16 protein-coding genes are annotated in these 17569 nt (G+C 65.6%); 6 read left to right on the forward strand and 10 right to left on the reverse strand.

Features of this window, described 5'->3' with window-relative positions:
• Positions 1-309: 309 nt before the first annotated feature.
• The 3 genes from AC1DYS_RS30950 to AC1DYS_RS30960 all read left to right on the forward strand — a co-directional run bounded on the left by AC1DYS_RS30950 (position 310) and on the right by AC1DYS_RS30960 (position 2600).
• Positions 310-1053 carry an enoyl-CoA hydratase/isomerase family protein gene (locus tag AC1DYS_RS30950; protein ID WP_477905736.1) on the forward strand — a complete coding sequence of 248 codons (744 nt, stop codon included), beginning with the start codon at positions 310-312 and terminating at the stop codon, positions 1051-1053.
• Positions 1054-1203: 150 nt separating this feature from the next.
• Positions 1204-1710, forward strand: coding sequence for a DUF1579 domain-containing protein (locus AC1DYS_RS30955; protein WP_477905738.1), 507 nt, complete (start codon positions 1204-1206; stop codon positions 1708-1710).
• A complete protein-coding gene (locus tag AC1DYS_RS30960) occupies positions 1707-2600 on the forward strand; it encodes an alpha/beta fold hydrolase (RefSeq protein ID WP_477905740.1) in 894 nt (297 codons plus the stop codon). The genes AC1DYS_RS30955 and AC1DYS_RS30960 overlap by 4 nt, the downstream gene beginning before the upstream one ends.
• Before the next feature lie 24 nt (positions 2601-2624).
• On the opposite strand, the gene AC1DYS_RS30965 is transcribed toward AC1DYS_RS30960, so the two are convergent.
• Positions 2625-3389, reverse strand: coding sequence for an SDR family oxidoreductase (locus AC1DYS_RS30965; protein WP_477905742.1), 765 nt, complete (start codon positions 3387-3389; stop codon positions 2625-2627).
• 98 nt (positions 3390-3487) lie between these two features.
• Between AC1DYS_RS30965 and AC1DYS_RS30970 the strand changes: the two genes are divergently transcribed.
• Positions 3488-4363 carry an SDR family NAD(P)-dependent oxidoreductase gene (locus tag AC1DYS_RS30970; RefSeq protein ID WP_477905744.1) on the forward strand — a complete coding sequence of 292 codons (876 nt, stop codon included), beginning with the start codon at positions 3488-3490 and terminating at the stop codon, positions 4361-4363.
• Between the two features lie 20 nt (positions 4364-4383).
• Here AC1DYS_RS30970 and AC1DYS_RS30975 read toward each other — a convergent pair whose 3' ends face one another.
• Positions 4384-5628, reverse strand: a complete 1245-nt coding sequence (locus tag AC1DYS_RS30975; protein ID WP_477905746.1) for an acyl-CoA dehydrogenase family protein — start codon at positions 5626-5628, stop codon at positions 4384-4386.
• Positions 5629-5947: 319 nt separating this feature from the next.
• Here AC1DYS_RS30975 and AC1DYS_RS30980 point away from each other — a divergent pair, with 319 nt between their 5' ends.
• On the forward strand, positions 5948-6373 hold the full coding sequence (locus AC1DYS_RS30980) for a hypothetical protein (protein ID WP_477905748.1): 426 nt from the start codon (positions 5948-5950) through the stop codon (positions 6371-6373).
• A gap of 15 nt (positions 6374-6388) precedes the next feature.
• Here the strand turns inward: AC1DYS_RS30980 and AC1DYS_RS30985 are convergent, their stop codons facing one another.
• The 4 genes from AC1DYS_RS30985 to AC1DYS_RS31000 form a co-directional block, all read right to left on the reverse strand.
• The gene (locus AC1DYS_RS30985; RefSeq protein ID WP_477905750.1) at positions 6389-7285 is read right to left on the reverse strand and encodes an amino acid ABC transporter substrate-binding protein; all 897 of its coding nucleotides are present in this window, start codon (positions 7283-7285) and stop codon (positions 6389-6391) included.
• Positions 7286-7422: 137 nt separating this feature from the next.
• Complete coding sequence (locus AC1DYS_RS30990; protein WP_477905752.1) at positions 7423-7836, reverse strand: hypothetical protein; 414 nt, start codon at positions 7834-7836, stop codon at positions 7423-7425.
• 38 nt (positions 7837-7874) lie between these two features.
• Positions 7875-8918: a pirin family protein gene (locus tag AC1DYS_RS30995; RefSeq protein WP_477905754.1), complete on the reverse strand. Its 1044-nt coding sequence runs from the start codon at positions 8916-8918 to the stop codon at positions 7875-7877.
• A 91-nt stretch (positions 8919-9009) separates the two neighbouring features.
• Positions 9010-9438, reverse strand: a complete 429-nt coding sequence (locus AC1DYS_RS31000) for a YciI family protein (RefSeq protein ID WP_477905756.1) — start codon at positions 9436-9438, stop codon at positions 9010-9012.
• A gap of 386 nt (positions 9439-9824) precedes the next feature.
• Here AC1DYS_RS31000 and AC1DYS_RS31005 point away from each other — a divergent pair, with 386 nt between their 5' ends.
• Positions 9825-10082, forward strand: coding sequence for a hypothetical protein (locus tag AC1DYS_RS31005; RefSeq protein ID WP_047492594.1), 258 nt, complete (start codon positions 9825-9827; stop codon positions 10080-10082).
• Between the two features lie 93 nt (positions 10083-10175).
• On the opposite strand, the gene AC1DYS_RS31010 is transcribed toward AC1DYS_RS31005, so the two are convergent.
• The 4 genes from AC1DYS_RS31010 to AC1DYS_RS31025 all read right to left on the reverse strand — a co-directional run bounded on the left by AC1DYS_RS31010 (position 10176) and on the right by AC1DYS_RS31025 (position 17540).
• Positions 10176-11327 carry a DNA topoisomerase IB gene (locus tag AC1DYS_RS31010; RefSeq protein WP_477905758.1) on the reverse strand — a complete coding sequence of 384 codons (1152 nt, stop codon included), beginning with the start codon at positions 11325-11327 and terminating at the stop codon, positions 10176-10178.
• On the reverse strand, positions 11324-13879 hold the full coding sequence (ligD, locus tag AC1DYS_RS31015; protein ID WP_477905760.1) for a DNA ligase D: 2556 nt from the start codon (positions 13877-13879) through the stop codon (positions 11324-11326). The genes AC1DYS_RS31010 and ligD overlap by 4 nt, the downstream gene beginning before the upstream one ends.
• A gap of 9 nt (positions 13880-13888) precedes the next feature.
• Positions 13889-14728 carry a non-homologous end joining protein Ku gene (gene ku, locus AC1DYS_RS31020; protein ID WP_477905762.1) on the reverse strand — a complete coding sequence of 280 codons (840 nt, stop codon included), beginning with the start codon at positions 14726-14728 and terminating at the stop codon, positions 13889-13891.
• A 112-nt stretch (positions 14729-14840) separates the two neighbouring features.
• The gene (locus AC1DYS_RS31025; RefSeq protein ID WP_477905764.1) at positions 14841-17540 is read right to left on the reverse strand and encodes an EAL domain-containing protein; all 2700 of its coding nucleotides are present in this window, start codon (positions 17538-17540) and stop codon (positions 14841-14843) included.
• Between the last annotated feature and the right edge of the window lie 29 nt (positions 17541-17569).

Below are 17569 nucleotides of genomic sequence, written 5' to 3' on the forward strand. Positions count from 1 at the left end.
GAGCTGAGCAGCACAGGGCTTTGCGGCGCGCGCGCAAGCGCGCATCCACAACTGACTTCGCGCCGTTTGTTTGAACGCAGTAAGCGCAGCGAACGAAGTGAGTTTGGCGCGGCCGCAAAGACCGAGCAGCGCAAGGCAGCCCTCGCTCCGCGAGGGCCGAGTCGGCAGGGGTCGCTTCTTTGCCTCCTTTCTTGTCGATACAAGAAAGGAGGTCGGCCGCCGGGACGAAAACCCGGCGCACCCGCCGGCAGGCAGAAGAAGCCACAACGCGACAGCGGCACAAACAAATCACAAACTAAAGTCCCCCTCATGCACCCCGACCTGAAGATCGACTCCCACGTCGCCACCATCACCCTCCGCCGCCCCGCCCAAGCCAACCGCCTTGACCCCGATGACCTGGCCACCCTGGCCGACCACATCAACACCATCAACCAGAACGAGCAAGTCCTCGTCCTCCGCCTGCAAGCCGAAGGCAAGTACTTCTGCAGCGGCTACGACATCGGCCAGATCGGCGGCCCACGCGAGCTCACGTTCGAGCAGATGGTGAATGCCTTCGAAGATGCCCGGCCAGTCACCATCGCGGTCATCCAGGGCGGCGTGTACGGCGGCGCGACCGACCTGGCGCTGGCCTGCGACTTCCGCATCGGCTCGCCATCGGTCGACATGTTCATGCCCGCGGCGCGACTCGGCCTGCACTTCTACCAGCGCGGCCTTGAGCGGTACGTGAGCCGCCTCGGCGTCAACACGGCGAAGAAGCTCTTTCTCACCGCCGAGAAGATCGGTGCCGACGAGATGTTCGCCTGCGGCTTTCTCACCCACCTGGTCGATGCCGACAAACTGGCCGACACCGCGGACCAACTCACGCAGACGCTGGCCGGCATGGCGCCGCTGGCGTTGCTCGGCATGAAGAAGCACCTGACCCGCATCGCACGCGGTGTGCTCGACACCGCTGACTTGCAGCGAGACATTGCCTCGGCGGCGCAATCGGCAGACCTGAAAGAAGGCGCCGCCGCCTGGGCCGAGAAGCGGGCCGCGCGCTTCACCGGGCGCTGAACGCAGACCGCGGAGGGCGCTACAACCGCCGGATGCCCGCGGCCGAATTCGCCCTTGTCCTACAGAAAACGCCGGGCACAACGCGTAACTTCCTTGCATTGACGGTGCCGGCACAGCCCCACCGCACGACCCCTTTCGATCGGAGACGGGATGCAGGAACAAGCGCTGGCAGAGCACCAGTGGTTGCGCAGGCTGCGTGGAGAGTGGCGCTACGAATCCACGGCCCTGATGGGCAACGTGAACGCGCCGGAGAAGGTGTCCGGCGTGGAGAGCGTGCGCTCGCTGGGTGATCTGTGGGTGGTGGCCGGCGGCCATGGTGGGCTGCCGGGCGGCGGCGAAGCCAGCACGGTGATGACGCTGGGCTTCGACCCGCCGAAGAAGCGCTTTGTCGGCACCTGGGTCGGCTCGATGATGACCTGGCTCTGGACGTACGACGGCACGCTCGACGCCGCCGGCCGGGTGCTCACGCTCAACACCGAAGGCCCGTCCCTGGCCAACACCAACACGCTGTGCCACTACCGCGATGTCATCGAATGGCTAGACGACGACCACCGCGTGCTGACCTCGCACGCGCTGCGCGACGGCCACTGGACGGCCATGATGATTTCCCACTACCACCGCACATCACGACCTGCAGCGAAGGAGCCGCGCCCATGAGCACCACCACCGCCCACACCCTCCCCCGGCAAGAACATTCATGGCCCGCATGGGCAGCCGTCGCCGGGCTTCTGGCCGTCGCTGCGGCGGGCTGTGCCTACTACATCCTCACCCAGAAGCGGCACCGCAGCATGGTCGCCGGCCCGGCCGGCCAGCTCGCGGTCGACGACGGCGGCAGCGGTGACGCCTTGCCGGTGCTCTTCGTGCATTCGTATGCCGGCAGCACGACGCATTGGGATGCTGCGCTGATGCACCTGCGCCATGGCCGCCGCGCCGTCGCGTTGGACATGCGGGGCCACGGCCTCTCCGATGCGCCCTCTGACAACGACTACGCAGTGACCGCCCTGGCCGAAGACGTGGCGGCCGTGGCAGACAGCCTGCAGCTCGACCGCTTCGTGCTGGTCGGCCACAGCCTGGGAGGCATGGTCGCTGCCGATTACGCCGGCAAGAACCCCGAACGCGTGGCGGGCCTGGTGCTCGTCGCCACGCCGGGCAAGGCGCCGCCCGAGCTGGCCAACAAGGTCATGGCCTCACTCGAGAACGACTACGACAGCACGATGCAGCCGTACTGGGAGTCGATGACCAAGGGCGCACGCTCGCCGGTCAAGCGCCGCCTGGACGACACCATGCGCAAGCTGCCGCGCGAGGCCACCAAGGCCCTGGTCGGCGCGATGTTCGCCAACGACCCGCTGCCCGCGTTGGCCGCCTACACCGGGCCAAAGATGATCATCGACACGCCGCATGGCGATGGCCCGAGCGCGCTGTACCGCCAGGCTCCGCAGATCCCTCGGCAGCTCATCACCGGCACCAGCCATTGGCCGCACCTGGACGAGCCGCAGAAGGTCAACACCGCGCTCGACGCTTTTCTTGCCAACGCGCGTTGGAGCTGAGACTCTCGCTGCAGCCCTAACGGCTCAGATGGTGGCGCCACCATCGACGACGAGCGCCTGCCCCGTCATGAACGAGCCGGCCGCTGAGGCGAGGAACACCGCCGCGCCAGCGATCTCGTCGGGCTCGCCGATGCGGCGCAGCGGCGCACCTGAGGTGGCGCGCTTCAGCGTGTCGGGGTTCTCCCACAAGGCTTTCGCGAAGTCGGTGCGGATGAGGCCTGGCGCGATGCAGTTCACACGCACGTTGTGCGGGCCGTATTCGACCGCGAGGTTGCGCGCCAGCTGAAAGTCGGCCGCCTTGGAGACGTTGTAGGCACCGATCACCGGCGAGCCGCGCAAGCCGCCGATGCTCGAGACGATGACGATGGCGCCGTCCTTGCGCTCGATCATCTGCGGCACCGCAAAGTTGATCAGCCAGTGGTTGGCGATCACGTTGTTCTCGAGGATCTTGCGGAACTGGTCGTCTTCGATGCCGGCCATCGGCCCGTAGTACGGGTTCGACGCCGCGTTGCAGACCACGATGTCGACCTTGCCCAGCTGCTGGCAGGTCTCGTCGACCAGGTTCTTCAAGTCGGTCTTCGACGAGATGTTTGCCGGGACCGAAATGGCCGTGCCCGCACCACGCGCGTTGTTGATGCTGGCAGCCACTTCTTCGCAAGGCTCTGGCTTGCGCGAAGAGATCACCACCTTGGCGCCATGCTCGGCCATGCGCTCGGCAATCGCCTTGCCGATGCCGCGCGACGAGCCCGTGATGATGGCGACCTTGCCCGTGAGATCGAACAGCGACATGGCTCTTCCTTGCTGGTTAAATCGGGACTGGATTTGCCCCTTGAAGAAGGGGCAGTTTTTTGCCTCGATGAACATACCAGATCAATTGAAAGAGAACCATGAGCATCAGCTTTGACGGACGTGTCGCCATCGTGACAGGCGCAGGGGGCGGGCTCGGTCGCGAGCACGCACTCGCGCTCGCTCAACGCGGCGCGAAGGTGATCGTGAACGACCTCGGGCCCGGCGCCGAAACCGTGGCCCAGGAGATCAAGGCCGCCGGCGGCGAAGCCTTGGCCAGCATCGGCTCGGTGACCGACTTCGAGGCCGTGCAGGCCACGGTCAAGCTCGCGATGGACACCTGGGGCCGCGTCGACATCCTCGTCAACAACGCCGGCATCCTGCGCGACAAGAGCTTCTCGAAGATGGACCTCGACGACTTCAAGCTGGTTGTCGACGTGCACCTGATGGGCGCGGTGAACTGCTGCAAGGCAGTGTGGGACATCATGCGCGCACAGAAATACGGCCGCATCGTCAACACCACCTCATCGTCCGGCCTGTTCGGCAACTTCGGCCAGGCTAACTACGGCGCCGCCAAGATGGCGCTCGTCGGGCTGATGCAGACGCTGTCGATCGAAGGTGCGAAGGACAACATCAAGGTCAACTGCCTTGCGCCGACCGCCGCCACGGCGATGACCGAAGGCTTGATGCCCCAAGTGGTGCTGGACAAACTCGCACCCGCGGCTGTCACGCCGGGCTTGCTGTACCTGGTGTCCGAAGACGCGCCGTCGCGCGTGATCCTCAACGCTGGTGCTGGCACTTTCGCCCGCAGCTACGTCACGATGACGATGGGCACACACATCGGCATGGGCGCCGATGCGGATGACCAGGTGGCTGCGCAGTTCGAGGCCATCTCCGATCGCGATGATGAGGTCGTGCCGCAGTCGGGCAGCGAGCAAGGGCGCAATGAAGTGGGGAAGGCGATGGCTGCGGACTGAACCGCCCGCTCAGAACCGACTCACGCCTTGCCGGGGGCGCGGTATTTCCCCATCTCCCACCGCGCAATCGCCCGGTTGTGCACTTCATCCGGCCCGTCGGCCAAGCGCATCGTGCGCATGCTCGCGTACTGCTTGGCCAGGCCGAAGTCTTCGGACACGCCACCGGCGCCGTGTGCCTGGATCGCATCGTCGATGATCTTCAGCGCCATGCGCGGCGCGGCCACCTTGATCATCGCGATCTCTAGGCGGGCCACCTTGTTGCCGGCCTTGTCCATCATGTCGGCGGCCTTCAGGCACATCAGGCGCGTCATCTCGATGTCGATGCGGGCGGTGGCGATGCGCTCTTCCCACAGCGAGTGGTCGATGATGCGTTTGCCGAAAGCGACGCGCGACTGCAGGCGCTTGACCATCTTCTCGAGTGCGACCTCGGCGCTGCCGATCGTGCGCATGCAGTGGTGGATGCGGCCCGGGCCGAGACGGCCTTGTGCGATCTCGAAGCCGCGGCCTTCGCCGAGCAGCAGGTGGTCTGCGGGAACGCGCACGTCCTTGAACACCACCTCGGCGTGGCCGTGCGGTGCGTCGTCGAAGCCGAACACCGGCAGCATGCGGATCACTTCGATCCCCGGCGTGTCGAGCGGCACGAGGATCTGCGACTGCTGTGAATGCGATGGCGCCTCGGGGTTGGACTTCCCCATCACGATGGCGATCTTGCAGCGCGGGTCGCCCACACCGGACGACCACCACTTGCGGCCGTTGAGCACGTAATGGTCGCCGTCGCGCTTGATCTCCATGGCGATGTTGGTCGCGTCCGATGATGCAACGGCCGGCTCGGTCATGAGAAAGGCCGAGCGGATCTTGCCGTCGAGCAGCGGCTCCATCCATTGCTTCTTCTGCGCATCGTTGGCGTAGCGGGCCAGCACTTCCATGTTGCCGGTGTCGGGCGCCGAGCAGTTGAAGACCTCGGAGGCGAAGCCCACCTTGCCCATCTCTTCGGCGCACGATGCGTATTCGAGATTGGTGAGGCCGGCACCGCGGTACGGGCTGTCTTCAGGCAGCGAGTCGACCGGCAGGAAGAGATTCCACAGGCCCTCTTTCTTGGCGATGGCCTTCAGCTCTTCGACCACCGGCACCACCTGCCAGCGGTTCTCGCCAAAGCCTTTCATCTGCGCCTGGTAGGTCGGCACGGCGGGGTAGACGTGCTGGTTCATGAACGCGACAACGCGATCGCGCCAGTGCGTTTGCCGTTCAGACATCGTGAAATTCATGGTCGTCTCCAGGGGTGTGATGCGACAGGGGCCGCTGCAAGCTTGCATGAGGTGCGAGCTGCTGTTCTTTGGCGGAATCGAGTTTATGAACGCTGCTTGCTTGGACAACGCCGGGCAGCGCAAGTCGTTTTTATAGTTCAGCCGAGCCTCATGGCAAGTCTCGCCTGCGACAGGCGGGCTCCAGGTGCAAACGACGGTCTCGTACCGGCCGGCATAATTCGTCGCTTCTCACCCGCCGCCTGCACGCCCGCTTCATCGATGTCCGCGACGCTCCCCAAGACCAACGCCGCCCTGCGCGCAAGCTGAGCAGGCGCCCGCCTTGAGCCGACCGACTCCACCTCGCATCATTCCCATCCGCACGGTGACGCTGGAGACGCTCGCCGAGCTGCAGGCGTTTCATGGCGCGCTGGCCAAGCGCTTCGAGCTGCCGCGCATACGCATCGCGCTGCGCATCCCGCAATTGCGCGGCACGTCGGTCAGCGAAGACGAGCGCCGCATCAACCGCCTGCTCTCGACCAACGTCTATGTGCTGGGCATCTCGTCGGCCGTGGTGCTGCTCGCGCTCGCGATCGCCTTCCCGCTGCGGCCAGCAGGCCCCGAATCAGCCACCGCCATCGGTGCGTGGGTAGCGCAGGGGCTGCTGGCCGTGGTACTCGGTATCCGCGGCGGCAGCCTGATCGGCCTGGTCATCGCGCGGCGGCGCCTGCTGGCCTTGTGCAGGCGCATCGAAGCGGCGTGCGGCTGAAGCTAAGGCTCCCGCTCACATCGCCGGCTTGTCGGACAGGTTCTTCAGGTTGTCCTGCAGCTCCTGACTCATCGGCGCATTGAGGTTGATGCCCTTGGGCGGGATGGGCGACTGGAACCACTTCTTGTAGAGCGTGGTGAACTCACCGCTCTTCATCAGGCTGGTCAACGTGCCGTCGACCAGCTTCTTGAACGCCGGGTCGTCACGGCGCAACATGATGGCGTAGGGTTCGACCTGGATCGGCGCGCCGACGATGGCGAGCTCGGCCGGATTCAATGCGCTGGCCTTCAGCCCGTACAGCAGGATGTCGTCCATGCCGAAGGCGACCGCACGGCCGCTCTGCACCATCAGCGCCGACTCGGCGTGGTCCTTGGCGCCGAGCAGGTTGATGTCGAGCTTCTTCTCTTCGCTGAGGTTGCGGATGACCTTGTAGTTGGTGGTGCCCGTGGTCGAGACCACGGTCTTGCCCCTCAGGTCGTCCAGCGACTTGATGGGTGAGTCGGCCTTCACCAGGAAGCGGGTGCCGGTGTAGAAATAGTTGATCGCGAAGGCGACCTGCTTCTGGCGGTCGGAGTTGTTGGTGGTGGAGCCGCATTCGATGTCGATGGTACCGTTCTGCAGCAAGGGGATGCGGTTGGCCGAGGTCACGGCCTGGGTCTCGACCTTCAGGTCGGCACGGCCGGTGGCCTTCTTCACGTCGTCGATGATCTTTCCGCAGATCTCCCAGCCGAAGCCGGTGGGCTGGCCCTTGTCGTCGAGGTAGGAGAACGGGATCGACGACTCGCGGTAGGCCACTGTGATGACGCCGCTGGCCTTGACCTTGTCGAGGGTCGACGGGGTCTGCGCCAGTGCGCCGACGGTCGACCAGGCGCCGACAGCGAGGCAAAGAATCCGGAAGGCATTCGTGTGCATGAAAGGTCCTTGAAGAAGAGTGGGAAGCCGTGGCTCGGACTTGACTGGCCGGCGGCAGATCGCAGGCTGCGATTGCAATATTCCGGCCAGACGCACGCCGTTGCCAAGAGGGCTCTGCCTTACAGGGGTGCAAGCGCCTAGGCGGGTAGGCCGAAATACTTCTTCAACAGCGCCGGTGCGAGTTCGACTTCGGTGATCGCCACGTTGGCGGTGAAGCAAGGCGGCGTGGTGGGGTCGGGCTGGTTCATCAGCAGGGCGAACACCCAGTCGCCGCCCGAACGGCGCCACAGCGCGATGGCCGTGGGGTAGAGCCCGTCACGCTCGATCATCGGGTAACGCCGCATGATCTCGGCGGCGACCTGGAAACGGTCGAGCTCGTCGAGCAACGTGCCGCTGTCGCCGTTGCGGTAGCTGATCTTGTCCTTGCTGACGCAGCTCTCGATCACGGTGGGCGCGGGGCGCTTCTTCGCTGCCTTCTTGTCAGCCGCTTGGGTCTGAGCGACGACGAAGACCAGGCACGACAACCACCACCATCCGATGCGTTTTTTCATGGGTGCCTCCTCGCTTCAGCATGCGCCCGCGACCCACCTCAGTCAATCTGGGCGGGCAGCGTCTCGCGCCGGCCGTCGGCGTGCACCGCAAAGCGCTGATGCGCAGGGCCGTGAACCGGTGCGGTGTCGGGCCAGGGCCAGCCGCCGAACTGGGTGCGGCGGTAGTCGGCGAAGGCCTGCTCGATCTCTTCGCGCGTGTTCATCACGAACGGGCCGTATTGCGACACCGGCTCGCCCAGCGGCCGCGCCTGCAGCATCAGGAACTCGGCCGTGTCGTCGCCATTGACGAGTTCGACCGCCTGGTCGGCACGCAGCTCGATGGCCGAGTGCTGCACGATGCGTTCACCACCGACGCTGACGCTCGCGCCCTTGAAGAAGTAGAGCTTGCGGCGCGTGCCGCGGCCGCTTGCGGCGGGCAAGGTCCAGCGGGCGCCGGGCGCCATCTTCAGGGTCCAGATCGCAAGATCGGCATCGGACTGCGAAGCCCAGGAATCGGGCGGTGGTGGCAATGGTGCTTCCGGGCTCACCTCACCCAGCCGGCCGGCAATGCAGACGACCTCGGTGCGACGGCCTTCGGCGTCTTCGATCATCCGGTGCGGGATGTCTTCCGACCAGAACATCGTGAAGTGCGGCGCCGCCATCTTGTTGCGCGCCGGCAGGTTGAGCCAGATCTGGAACAGCTCCAGCGGGTTGGGCCGCTCCGTGTCGAGCAGCGGGAACATCTCGGAGTGGACGATGCCGCGGCCCGCAGTGAGCCATTGCACGTCGCCCCCACCGAAGCGCGCGGTGGCGCCGAGCGAGTCGGAATGGTCGATCAAGCCCTTGCGGACGATGGTGACGGTCTCGAAGCCGCGGTGCGGATGGGCCGGGAAGCCCGGTACGGTGAGGCCGTGGTACATGCGCCAGCCGTCCTTGCCGGCGAAGTCCTGCCCCAGGTCGCGCCCGGCCAGTGAGGCCGCAGGGCCGAAGGCGGCATTGGCCTTGGGATAGGCGTCGTCGTGGTAGACGCAGAAGAGAAACGGGTCGATGGTTTCCCACAGGAACCCGAGTGGGCCGATCTGGACAATGGGGCTGGCGGACATGGCGTGCTCTTTCTTTTACTTTCTGCAGTGCGAAAGAGTCTAGGCCCGCTCACATCGCCCCAGCGCCGGCGGGGTGCACCTAGGACAACGCTTAGCCCTTGGGCGGCAGCTTGTCGAAGACCTCTTCGCGCATGCGTTTCATGGCCTCGCCGTCGCCGAACTCCTCGAGCTCATAGACCTGGCGCAGCTCGAGCTGGACGTTGCCGCCCCCGTCGAGCACAGGCCAGCGCCGGGCCCATTCGATGGCTTCTTCCAGCGACTTCACCTGGATCATCGTGAACCCGGCAATCAGCTCCTTGGCCTCGGCGAAGGGGCCGTCGATCACCGTCGGCTTGCCGTTGCGAAAGCTGACCCGCGCACCGTGGACGCTCGGGTGCAGGCCCGCGCCGTCGAGCATGGCGCCAGCCTTGACCAGCTCTTCGTTGTAGCGGCCCATGGCGGCAATCAGCTCCTCGGGCGGCACGGTGCCGGCCTCAGCCTCGGTTTCGGCATCTGCCTTGCGAATGATCATGAAGCGCATCGGAATCTCCTGGCTTGGTAGTAGAACGGTCATGGGAAAGGCCATGGCTGTCTGCTGACACGACGAACGAAGCCGGTCGGAATCGACACGGCGCACTAGAGAGAAGCCGCCAACCTGGAGCAGACCGCGGCCAGCTTCCCTGACCAGAATGCGACCAAAGCCTCACCCCAGGCGAACCGGCAGCCCCAAATGTCGTTGAAACACGAGGTAAGTGCCCCATTTATGAGCAATCGGCTGTCACGGAACGCCGCTTGCATACCGTTCATGCGAGCTTGGTCAATGCACGGTTTGCAACACTCCGGGCCAGGTTCGTGTCACTATCTCTGTTTTGCAGCACCTTGAACCCCTGCTGCGGCTTGGGTTCTACCGTTTTTGGGGAAGAAACCTTGGCAAAAGACATTATCAAAACCAAGATCCAGGCCGATGGCCTGCGCTACAAGGTCAAGGAAGGCGGCTCGCCTTTCGCAAGCGCTGGTGATTTCCAGGCTGGCACCATGTCCTGTTTCCTGTGCGGCAAGCACCGCCCTCGCAACACCTTGAAGACCCGGCGCTTGCTGGGCAAGGCCCAGCATGTGTGTGCCCCGTCGTGCAAGGAAGCCGAAGCGGCGGGGGGCTCCAAGCCCACGTCGACAGTCGCCGCCTGAACTTCCTGGGCGCGCATCAGCGTGCCCCGGTCGGCGAGCACCAGGTAGGCAAGCCCCACCTGAACCGTCCTCGCCGACCTTTCTACCCAAGGGCTACGCAGCCCGTTTGAGTTGCGGAACGGCAAGTTCTGCAAGGAATGCCCGCAGCCGGCACTCGGCCGCGGTAAGCCCCCGGCAACGCCGAGCCTCGGCAGACGCCAAATGGGTCAGTCCCCTTTCGGCTGCCGCCGTCATCAAGCCGGGGTGCACATACGACTTGCGGCACACCGCCAGCGTGTTGCCCAGTCGGCGTGCCACTTCTCGCAGCACCTCATTGGCCGCACGCCGGCTCACAGGGCCTGACTTGGGCAACGTGCACAGCAGCTGCAGGGCATGCACGCTGGCGTGCCAGGTGCGAAAGTCCTTGGCGGTGAAATCAGCGCTGCTCTTTGCCTTGGAAGCCCGGGTGCGTTTTGGTGTCTCCAGGATCTCTCTCAGGTAGTCGTTCACGTCGCCCGAATCCACGCAGTGCAACTGACCGGATTCGTCTTCGTACTGGAACAGCTCCTGCCCCGGCATGGCTTGGCAGGCCCGCACGATGCGCGCCACACGCGGATCGTCGAGCGCCACCTCATGCCAGACGCCACTCTTGCCGCGAAAGCGCAGGCGCAGCACGCTGCCCTTCACCGCCGCATGGCGGTTGCGCAAGGTGGTAAGGCCGTAGGAGCCATTGGTGCGAGCGTATTCGTCGTTGCCGACGCGGACGAGGGTCGTGTCCAGCAAGCGCACCAGCGCGGCGAGCACTGACGCGCGGCTGCCGACAGGCGCCTCGAGATCGCGCTTGACCCGGGCGCGGATGCGCGGCAACGCCGCACCGAACTCCGCCATGCGCACGAACTTGTCGGCATCGCGCGCCTCGCGCCAGCCTGGGTGATAGCGGTACTGCTTGCGGCCTCGCGCGTCGCGGCCGGTGGCCTGCAGATGCCCCTCAGGCAGCGGGCAGATCCACACCTCTTCGTAGGCCGGCGGAATGGCGAGGCGGCGGATGCGCTGCAGCTCATGCGCGTCGCGCAGCGCGCGGCCGTCGGGTTGGCGGTAGCGAAAGCCATTGCCATGGCGCAGCCGGCGGATGCCCGGCATCGCATCGCTCACGTACCGCAAGCCTTTGATGCTCACCCCTCGCTCTGTGGGTGCGCCGCTAGACCCCAGAAGGGGGCGCGTGCCGGCCGAGGAGCGGCGGGCGTCGCTCGAAACCCGCGGGCTCATCTTTCACCTTTGGGATCGAAGCCGAGCACCTTCATCGGCTTGACGAGACTCTGCCGCGCGGCGGTGTAGCCATCCCATGGCTTGTTGCCGATGTCCAGCCGTTCACCCATGTCGAGCACCGTCCATTGCGCGGCGCTTTTCAGATCGGCCAGCTCATCCCAGTCCAGCGGCACCGACACCCCCATGCCGGCACGGGCGCGCGCTGACCAAGCGCACACCGTGGTGGCGCCCAAGCCGTTGCGCAGGTAGTCGATGAAGATGCGGCCGACACGGTTCTTCGGCCCGCTCTTGGCGACGAAGCGCTGCGGGATCACCTCGGCCATGTGCGCGACGATGGCGCGCGAGAAGTCCTTCACCGTGTCCCAGTCGAACTTGGGCGTGAGCGGCGCCACCACGTGCAAGCCTTTGCCGCCGCTGGTCTTCAGAAAGCTCTTCAGGCCCAGTTCGTCGAGGAAGCCCTTCAGCAGCTGCGTGGCCTCGCGCACCTGCGGCCAGGCGACGCCTTCGCCCGGGTCCAGGTCGAACACCATGCGGTCGGGTCGGTCCATGGCGCGCGTGGTCGCATTCCAGGTGTGCAACTCGATCACGTTCATCTGTGCGGACGACAGCAAGCCGAGCGCATTCGAGATGGCCAGCAGGGAGGCGTGCGACGGGTACAAGCCTCGGTCGAGGATCTCGACGTTCGCAAGCGCCCTGCCCTCGGCGTGCTTCTGGAAGAACTGCTCGCCGCCCACGCCGTCGGGTGCGCGCAGCAGCGACACCGGGCGCTCCTTCAGGTGCGGCAGCATCAGATCGGCGACCGAGGCATAGAACTCGACCAGCTGCCCCTTGGTCACGCCGCTCTGGGCATCAACCAGGCGCTCGGCGTGCGTCACGCGGAACTTGTCTGGCAGTTTCGTGGGTGACCTGGCGGCCGATTTACCAGCCGACTTTTCCGTCGATTTCCCGACCGCTTTCCCGCTGGAGGTGCTGTCCACTTTCTTCGCCACTTCCTTGGTGATGTGCTGCGGCGACTTGTCGCTGCGCAGGCCATGAAACACCGCCTGGCGCACATGGCCGCCACGCGTCCACTGCGCGAAGGAGACCTCGGCGATCAGCTTCGGCTTGACCCAATGCGGCTTGACCAGCTTGACCGTGCCCACCCGCGCGGGCGCGTCGGCAAACGCACTGGCGCTGACCTCGATCTCGTCGAGCTGCGCGCGCAGCTTGGTGAGCGTCTTCTCGTCGAAACCGCTGCCCACGTTGCCGGCATAACGCAGCGCGCCCTGCTCGTCGTGAATGCCAAGCAGCAGCGAGCCGATGCCAGTGCGCGAACCCTTCGGGTCGGTGAAGCCGCCGATCACGAACTCCTGGCGCGCCTTGACCTTCAGCTTGATCCAGTCCATCGACCGCTGCGCGTGATAACGCGACTCGCCGCGCTTGCCGATGAGGCCCTCCAGCCCCGCGTCTTGCGCCGACGCGAGCAGCGTTTCGGGATCGTCTTCAAACGCGGCGCTGAACTGCACCGCGCTGCCGGCCGTGTGGCCGATCAGGCCCGACAGCCGCTCGCGGCGTTCCCGCAATGGCACCTCGCGCAAGTCCTGTCCGCCGTGGAACGGCAAGTCGAACACGAAGTACTGGATGCTCTGGGTCTTCTGCGCGTCGAAGGCGTTCTGCAGCGCCTGGAAATCGGGTGTGCCGTTCGCACCCGCGACGACGATCTCGCCATCAAGCCAGCCCCAACCCATCTTCAGCGCCTTGATGGCCTTCACCAACGACGGCAAGCGGTGCGACCAGTCGTGGCCGTTGCGGGTGAAGCAGCGCACGTCGTCGCCGTCAATGCGGGTCAGCAGTCGATAGCCATCGAACTTGATCTCGTACAGCCAGTCGCCGCCGGGCGGTACCTCGTTCACCAGCGTGGCGAGCTGTGGCGCCAGCGTGAGCGGCAAGGTGGCTTGGGCTTGTGTTTTTCCCGCCTGTTTCTTGCCTGCCGCCTTCTTGGTGGGAGCCTTGGCCGGTGGCTTGTTGTTGAGCACGCTGTCGGGCAAGGCTTCCACCACGTCGAACTCGGTGGACGGCCTGGCCTCGTCGTCGTGCTCCTTGATCAGCAGCCACGGCGTCTGCCGCTCGTCGTCGCGCCTCTTCATGCGTACCAGCGTGAAGCCGCCATGCAGCTTCTCGCCGTGCAGCTCGAACTTCAGCTTGCCCTCGCGGTAGCCCTTGTGGGCATCTCCGATGGGCGCCCAGGTGCCGCGGTCCCACACGATCACCGAGCCCGCGCCGTAGTGGCCTTCGGGGATCACGCCTTCGAAGCCACCGTACGACAAGGGGTGGTCTTCGACCTCGACCGCCATGCGCTTGTCGTGAGGGTCGAGGCTCGGCCCCTTGGGCACCGCCCAGCTCTTCAGCGTGCCATCGAGCTCCAGGCGAAAGTCGTAGTGCAGCCGCCGCGCCGCATGCTTCTGCACGACGAAGCTGAGCTCTTCACCCGACTTCGCGACCTGCCCAGCCGGCTCGGGCGACTGCTTGAAATCGCGTTTGCGGTTGTATGCGGCGAGGCTGCTGGTGCCCATGGCAATGCCTCAAGCTGCGCGCTTTTTCTTGGCGGGGGCTGACTTGCCCTTGCCGCGCAGGCTGCGCTGCAGCAGCTCGGCCAGGTCGATCACGTCGGCCGTCTTCGGTGGCGCCTCTTCCTCGGGCTCCAGCACCGTCTCGGTGTCGCCGGCTTCCGCCTTCTTCTCGACCAGTGCCATCACCTGCGCCTTGAACTTGTCGGTGAACTCTTCAGGGTGCCAATCGGTCGTCAATTCGTCGATCAGCTGGCCGGCCATGTCGAGCTCACGCTCGGACAAGCCTGCGCCCTTCACGCCTTCCTTCGGCAGCTTCAGGTCTTCCCAGGTGCGGATGTCGGCGCCCCAGCGCAGCAGGTTGAGCACCAGCGCCGGGCCCGCCGGCACCAGCGCGGCCAGGTGCTCCTTGGTCTGGATGACGACACGCGCCAGGCCAATGCGCTGCTTCTTGAGCAAAGCCTCGCGCAGCAACGCGTAGACCTTCTCGCCGCGGCCGATGGGGGCCAGGTAATACGGCCGATCCAGGTAGACGAAGGGAATCTCGGTGGCCGAGACAAAGGCCTCGATCTCGATCGACTGCGTGGACTTGGGGTACACCGCTTCGATCTCTTCAGGGCTCAGCACCACGTACTTGCCGCTGTCGTACTCCACGCCCTTGACGATGTTGTCCTTGTCGATCTCCTTGCCCGTGCGCTTGTTGACGCGCTTGTAGCCCACCGGGTCCATGCTGCGCTTGTCGAGCCAGTCGAAGTCGACACCGCTCTCGGTGGTGGCGGGGTGCAGGCTAACGGGAATGTGGACCAGCCCGAAGCTGATCGCCCCCTTCCACAGGGCACGTGAAGCAGTAGCCATGGAAAGCCTCGTTCAAGGTAAAAACCGTGAAAGAGCTTAGAAGCGGCAGTGCCGCTGCGACCAGTGCGGCCCGCCGTATTTCGCTGTGGGAATGCGCCTACGGGTCCGTCGCTCAGGCGGCGATGAGCAGCGCTGGGGCCGCTTCGGCGGCCGGCATACCGCGCGTGGCGTCGTCCAGCGGGCGCGGCTTCTCGACGCCGTAGCCCTGCACATAGTCGACGCCCAGGCCGCGCAGCATCTCGATGGTGACGTCGTTCTGCACGAACTCGGCCACGGTACGTAGCCCCATGCGGTGGGCGATGTTGTGGATGGCCTCGACCATCGCGAAGTCGACTGCGTCTTTTGACATGTCTTTCACGAACGCGCCATCGATCTTCACGTAGTCGACCGGCAGGCGCTTGAGGTAGGTGAACGAAGACATGCCGGCACCAAAGTCGTCGAGCGCAAAACGGCAACCCAGCTCGCGCAGGCCGTGCATCAGCTGCACCGCGACGTCGAAGTTGCCGACGGCCGCCGTCTCGGTGATTTCGAAGCACACCAGCTCGGGCCGTACGCGGTGCGTCCTGAGCGCCTGCCGCACGAAGTCGACCAGCGAGGCATCGGCCATCGATGCGCCCGACAGGTTGATGCTGAAGCGCGCCGGCAGCTTGTAGTTCTTCGCAAAGGCGGCGTGCATCGCCAGCGCCTTCGAGATAACCCATCGGTCGATCGACGGCATCAGCCCGTAGCGCTCGGCCGCGGGGATGAAGGCCATCGGCGACACGATCTTGCCTTCGTCGTCGAGCAGGCGGATCAGCACCTCGACGCTTTCGTAGCCGCCGCCGTTTTCCTGGATCGACGCGATGCGCTGCGCGTAGAGCACGAAGCGGTCTTCGATGAGCGCCTTCTGCAAGCGCGAGAACCAGTCGAGTTCGTCTTTGCGGGTGGCCACGGCGGTGTCTGCATCGTCGTACACGTGCACGCGGTTGCGGCCAGCTTCCTTGGCGACGTAGCACGACGAATCGGCCACGCGCAGCACGTCGGAGCGGGTGTACTGGTGCGCCGTGAACGGCACGAGGCCGATGCTCACGGTGAGCTGGAAGGACCGGCCTTCCCACAGGAAAAGCATTTCGCTCACGCGCCGGCGCATGGTCTCGGCCACACGCAACGCCGGCTCCAGCGGGCACGATTCGAGCAGCACCGCGAACTCGTCGCCGCCCAGGCGGGCCAGCGTGTCCTGCTTGCGGATCTCTTGCGAGAGCAGGTCCGTCACCTGCTTGAGAAGCTGGTCGCCGGCCGCATGGCCGCAGGTGTCGTTGACGACCTTGAATTGATCCAGGTCGAGGAACATCACCACGCCCCGTGATTTCGGGTCGGCAGTGGCGAGCGCTGTGTCCAGCCGCATCTCGAAGGCGGCGCGGTTCATCAGGCCGGTGAGCAGGTCGTGGCTGGCCTGGTACGACATCTCCGCGGCAAGCTTCTTGGCAGGGCTCACGTCATGGAACACCAACACGGCGCCCACGGCCACGCCGTTGCGGTTGAGGATGGGCGCGGCCGAATCCTCGATCGAGCGGTGCACGCCGCTGCGGTGCACCAGCACCGAATCGCGCGCCGAGCGAGCCGGTGAGCCGGGTCGCGCCAGTTCGGCCAGGCCGTAGTTCAGCCGTTCCCGGGTGTGCCCGTTGACGAGACAGGCCACTTCGGCGATCGGCTTGCCGATGGCTTCTGCCACGGGCCAGCCGGTCATCTCTTCGGCCGCAGGGTTGAGATAGGTGACGCGCCCCTGGTGGTTCGTCGCGGCCACGCCGTCGACGATGGAGCACAGCGTGACTTCGAGCAGCTCTTTCTCGTGGAACACGCGCAGCTCGGCCTGCTCCTTCTGGATCACGGTGCTGCGCAGTCGGCGCGATTGGCCGGTCAGCACCAGCGTGATCACCGTCACCAGAAGACTGGCAGCCCCAAGTGCAATGAGGGAGTTCCGTCGCAAGGCCTCGTAGCCTGCCATCGGGGTGGACGCAGGCACTTCGACCATCGCGTACAGGTCATGGCCGGGGATCGCCGACACCGAGGTGAAGCGTGCCACGCCGTCGCCGCTCAGGAAGGGAAGCTTGCTGCGATCGACGCGCTTGGTGTCGCGCACCAGGCGTTCGCCATCGATCGGCTCCCCGGAGGTCTGGCCTTGGCCGGACAGGCGCGAGCGGGACAACCCGTCGGCCCCCACCACGCTGGCGATGTTGCCTTCGAGTTCGTTGACGGTGAAGCCTTCGGTCATCAGCGCCGCGTCGAAGGCCAGCAGCACCGCGCCCCCGAACGATCCGTCTGCGCGCTGAATCTGCTTGCTGGCGGGAACGAGCCAGTGCTTCAGATGTTCGGCATGGATGGGCTGGGTGGTCACGAGGCCGGCCCGCGTCCAAGACGCCTGGAAGTTCTGGCGATCGGCCACGTTTGCGGCCTTCTCCGGCACGGCACCCGGCGCGACAGTACTGGCGAGCACCTGGCCCGTGTGATCGGCCACGGCCACCGACACCCGACCGGCCGGGACAAACAAGCCGCTCTTTTCCAGCGCCACCAGGTCCACGCTGCCGTTCTGCTGCTGCATGTGCTTGACCAGCGACGCGGTCTGGTTCAGCTGGTCAAGCAGCCGCTGAACGCGGTCGCTCAGCCGCTGCGACGCCGCATCGGCCTCGCTGTAGGCAAGCTGGACGCTGCTGGCATAAGCCCGCTCCAGCATCAGCCAAGTGGCGCCCGCCATTCCCAGCAACAGCGCGCCCGCCACGCCACAGGCAGTGACGTAAAGGCGCGTGTTGGAAGACCGGAGGGCGGGTGGGCGCATGGCTGCGAGGACGAGTGGTACAGGCAGAT

Source organism: Rhizobacter sp. P2_G4, from assembly GCF_056403575.1.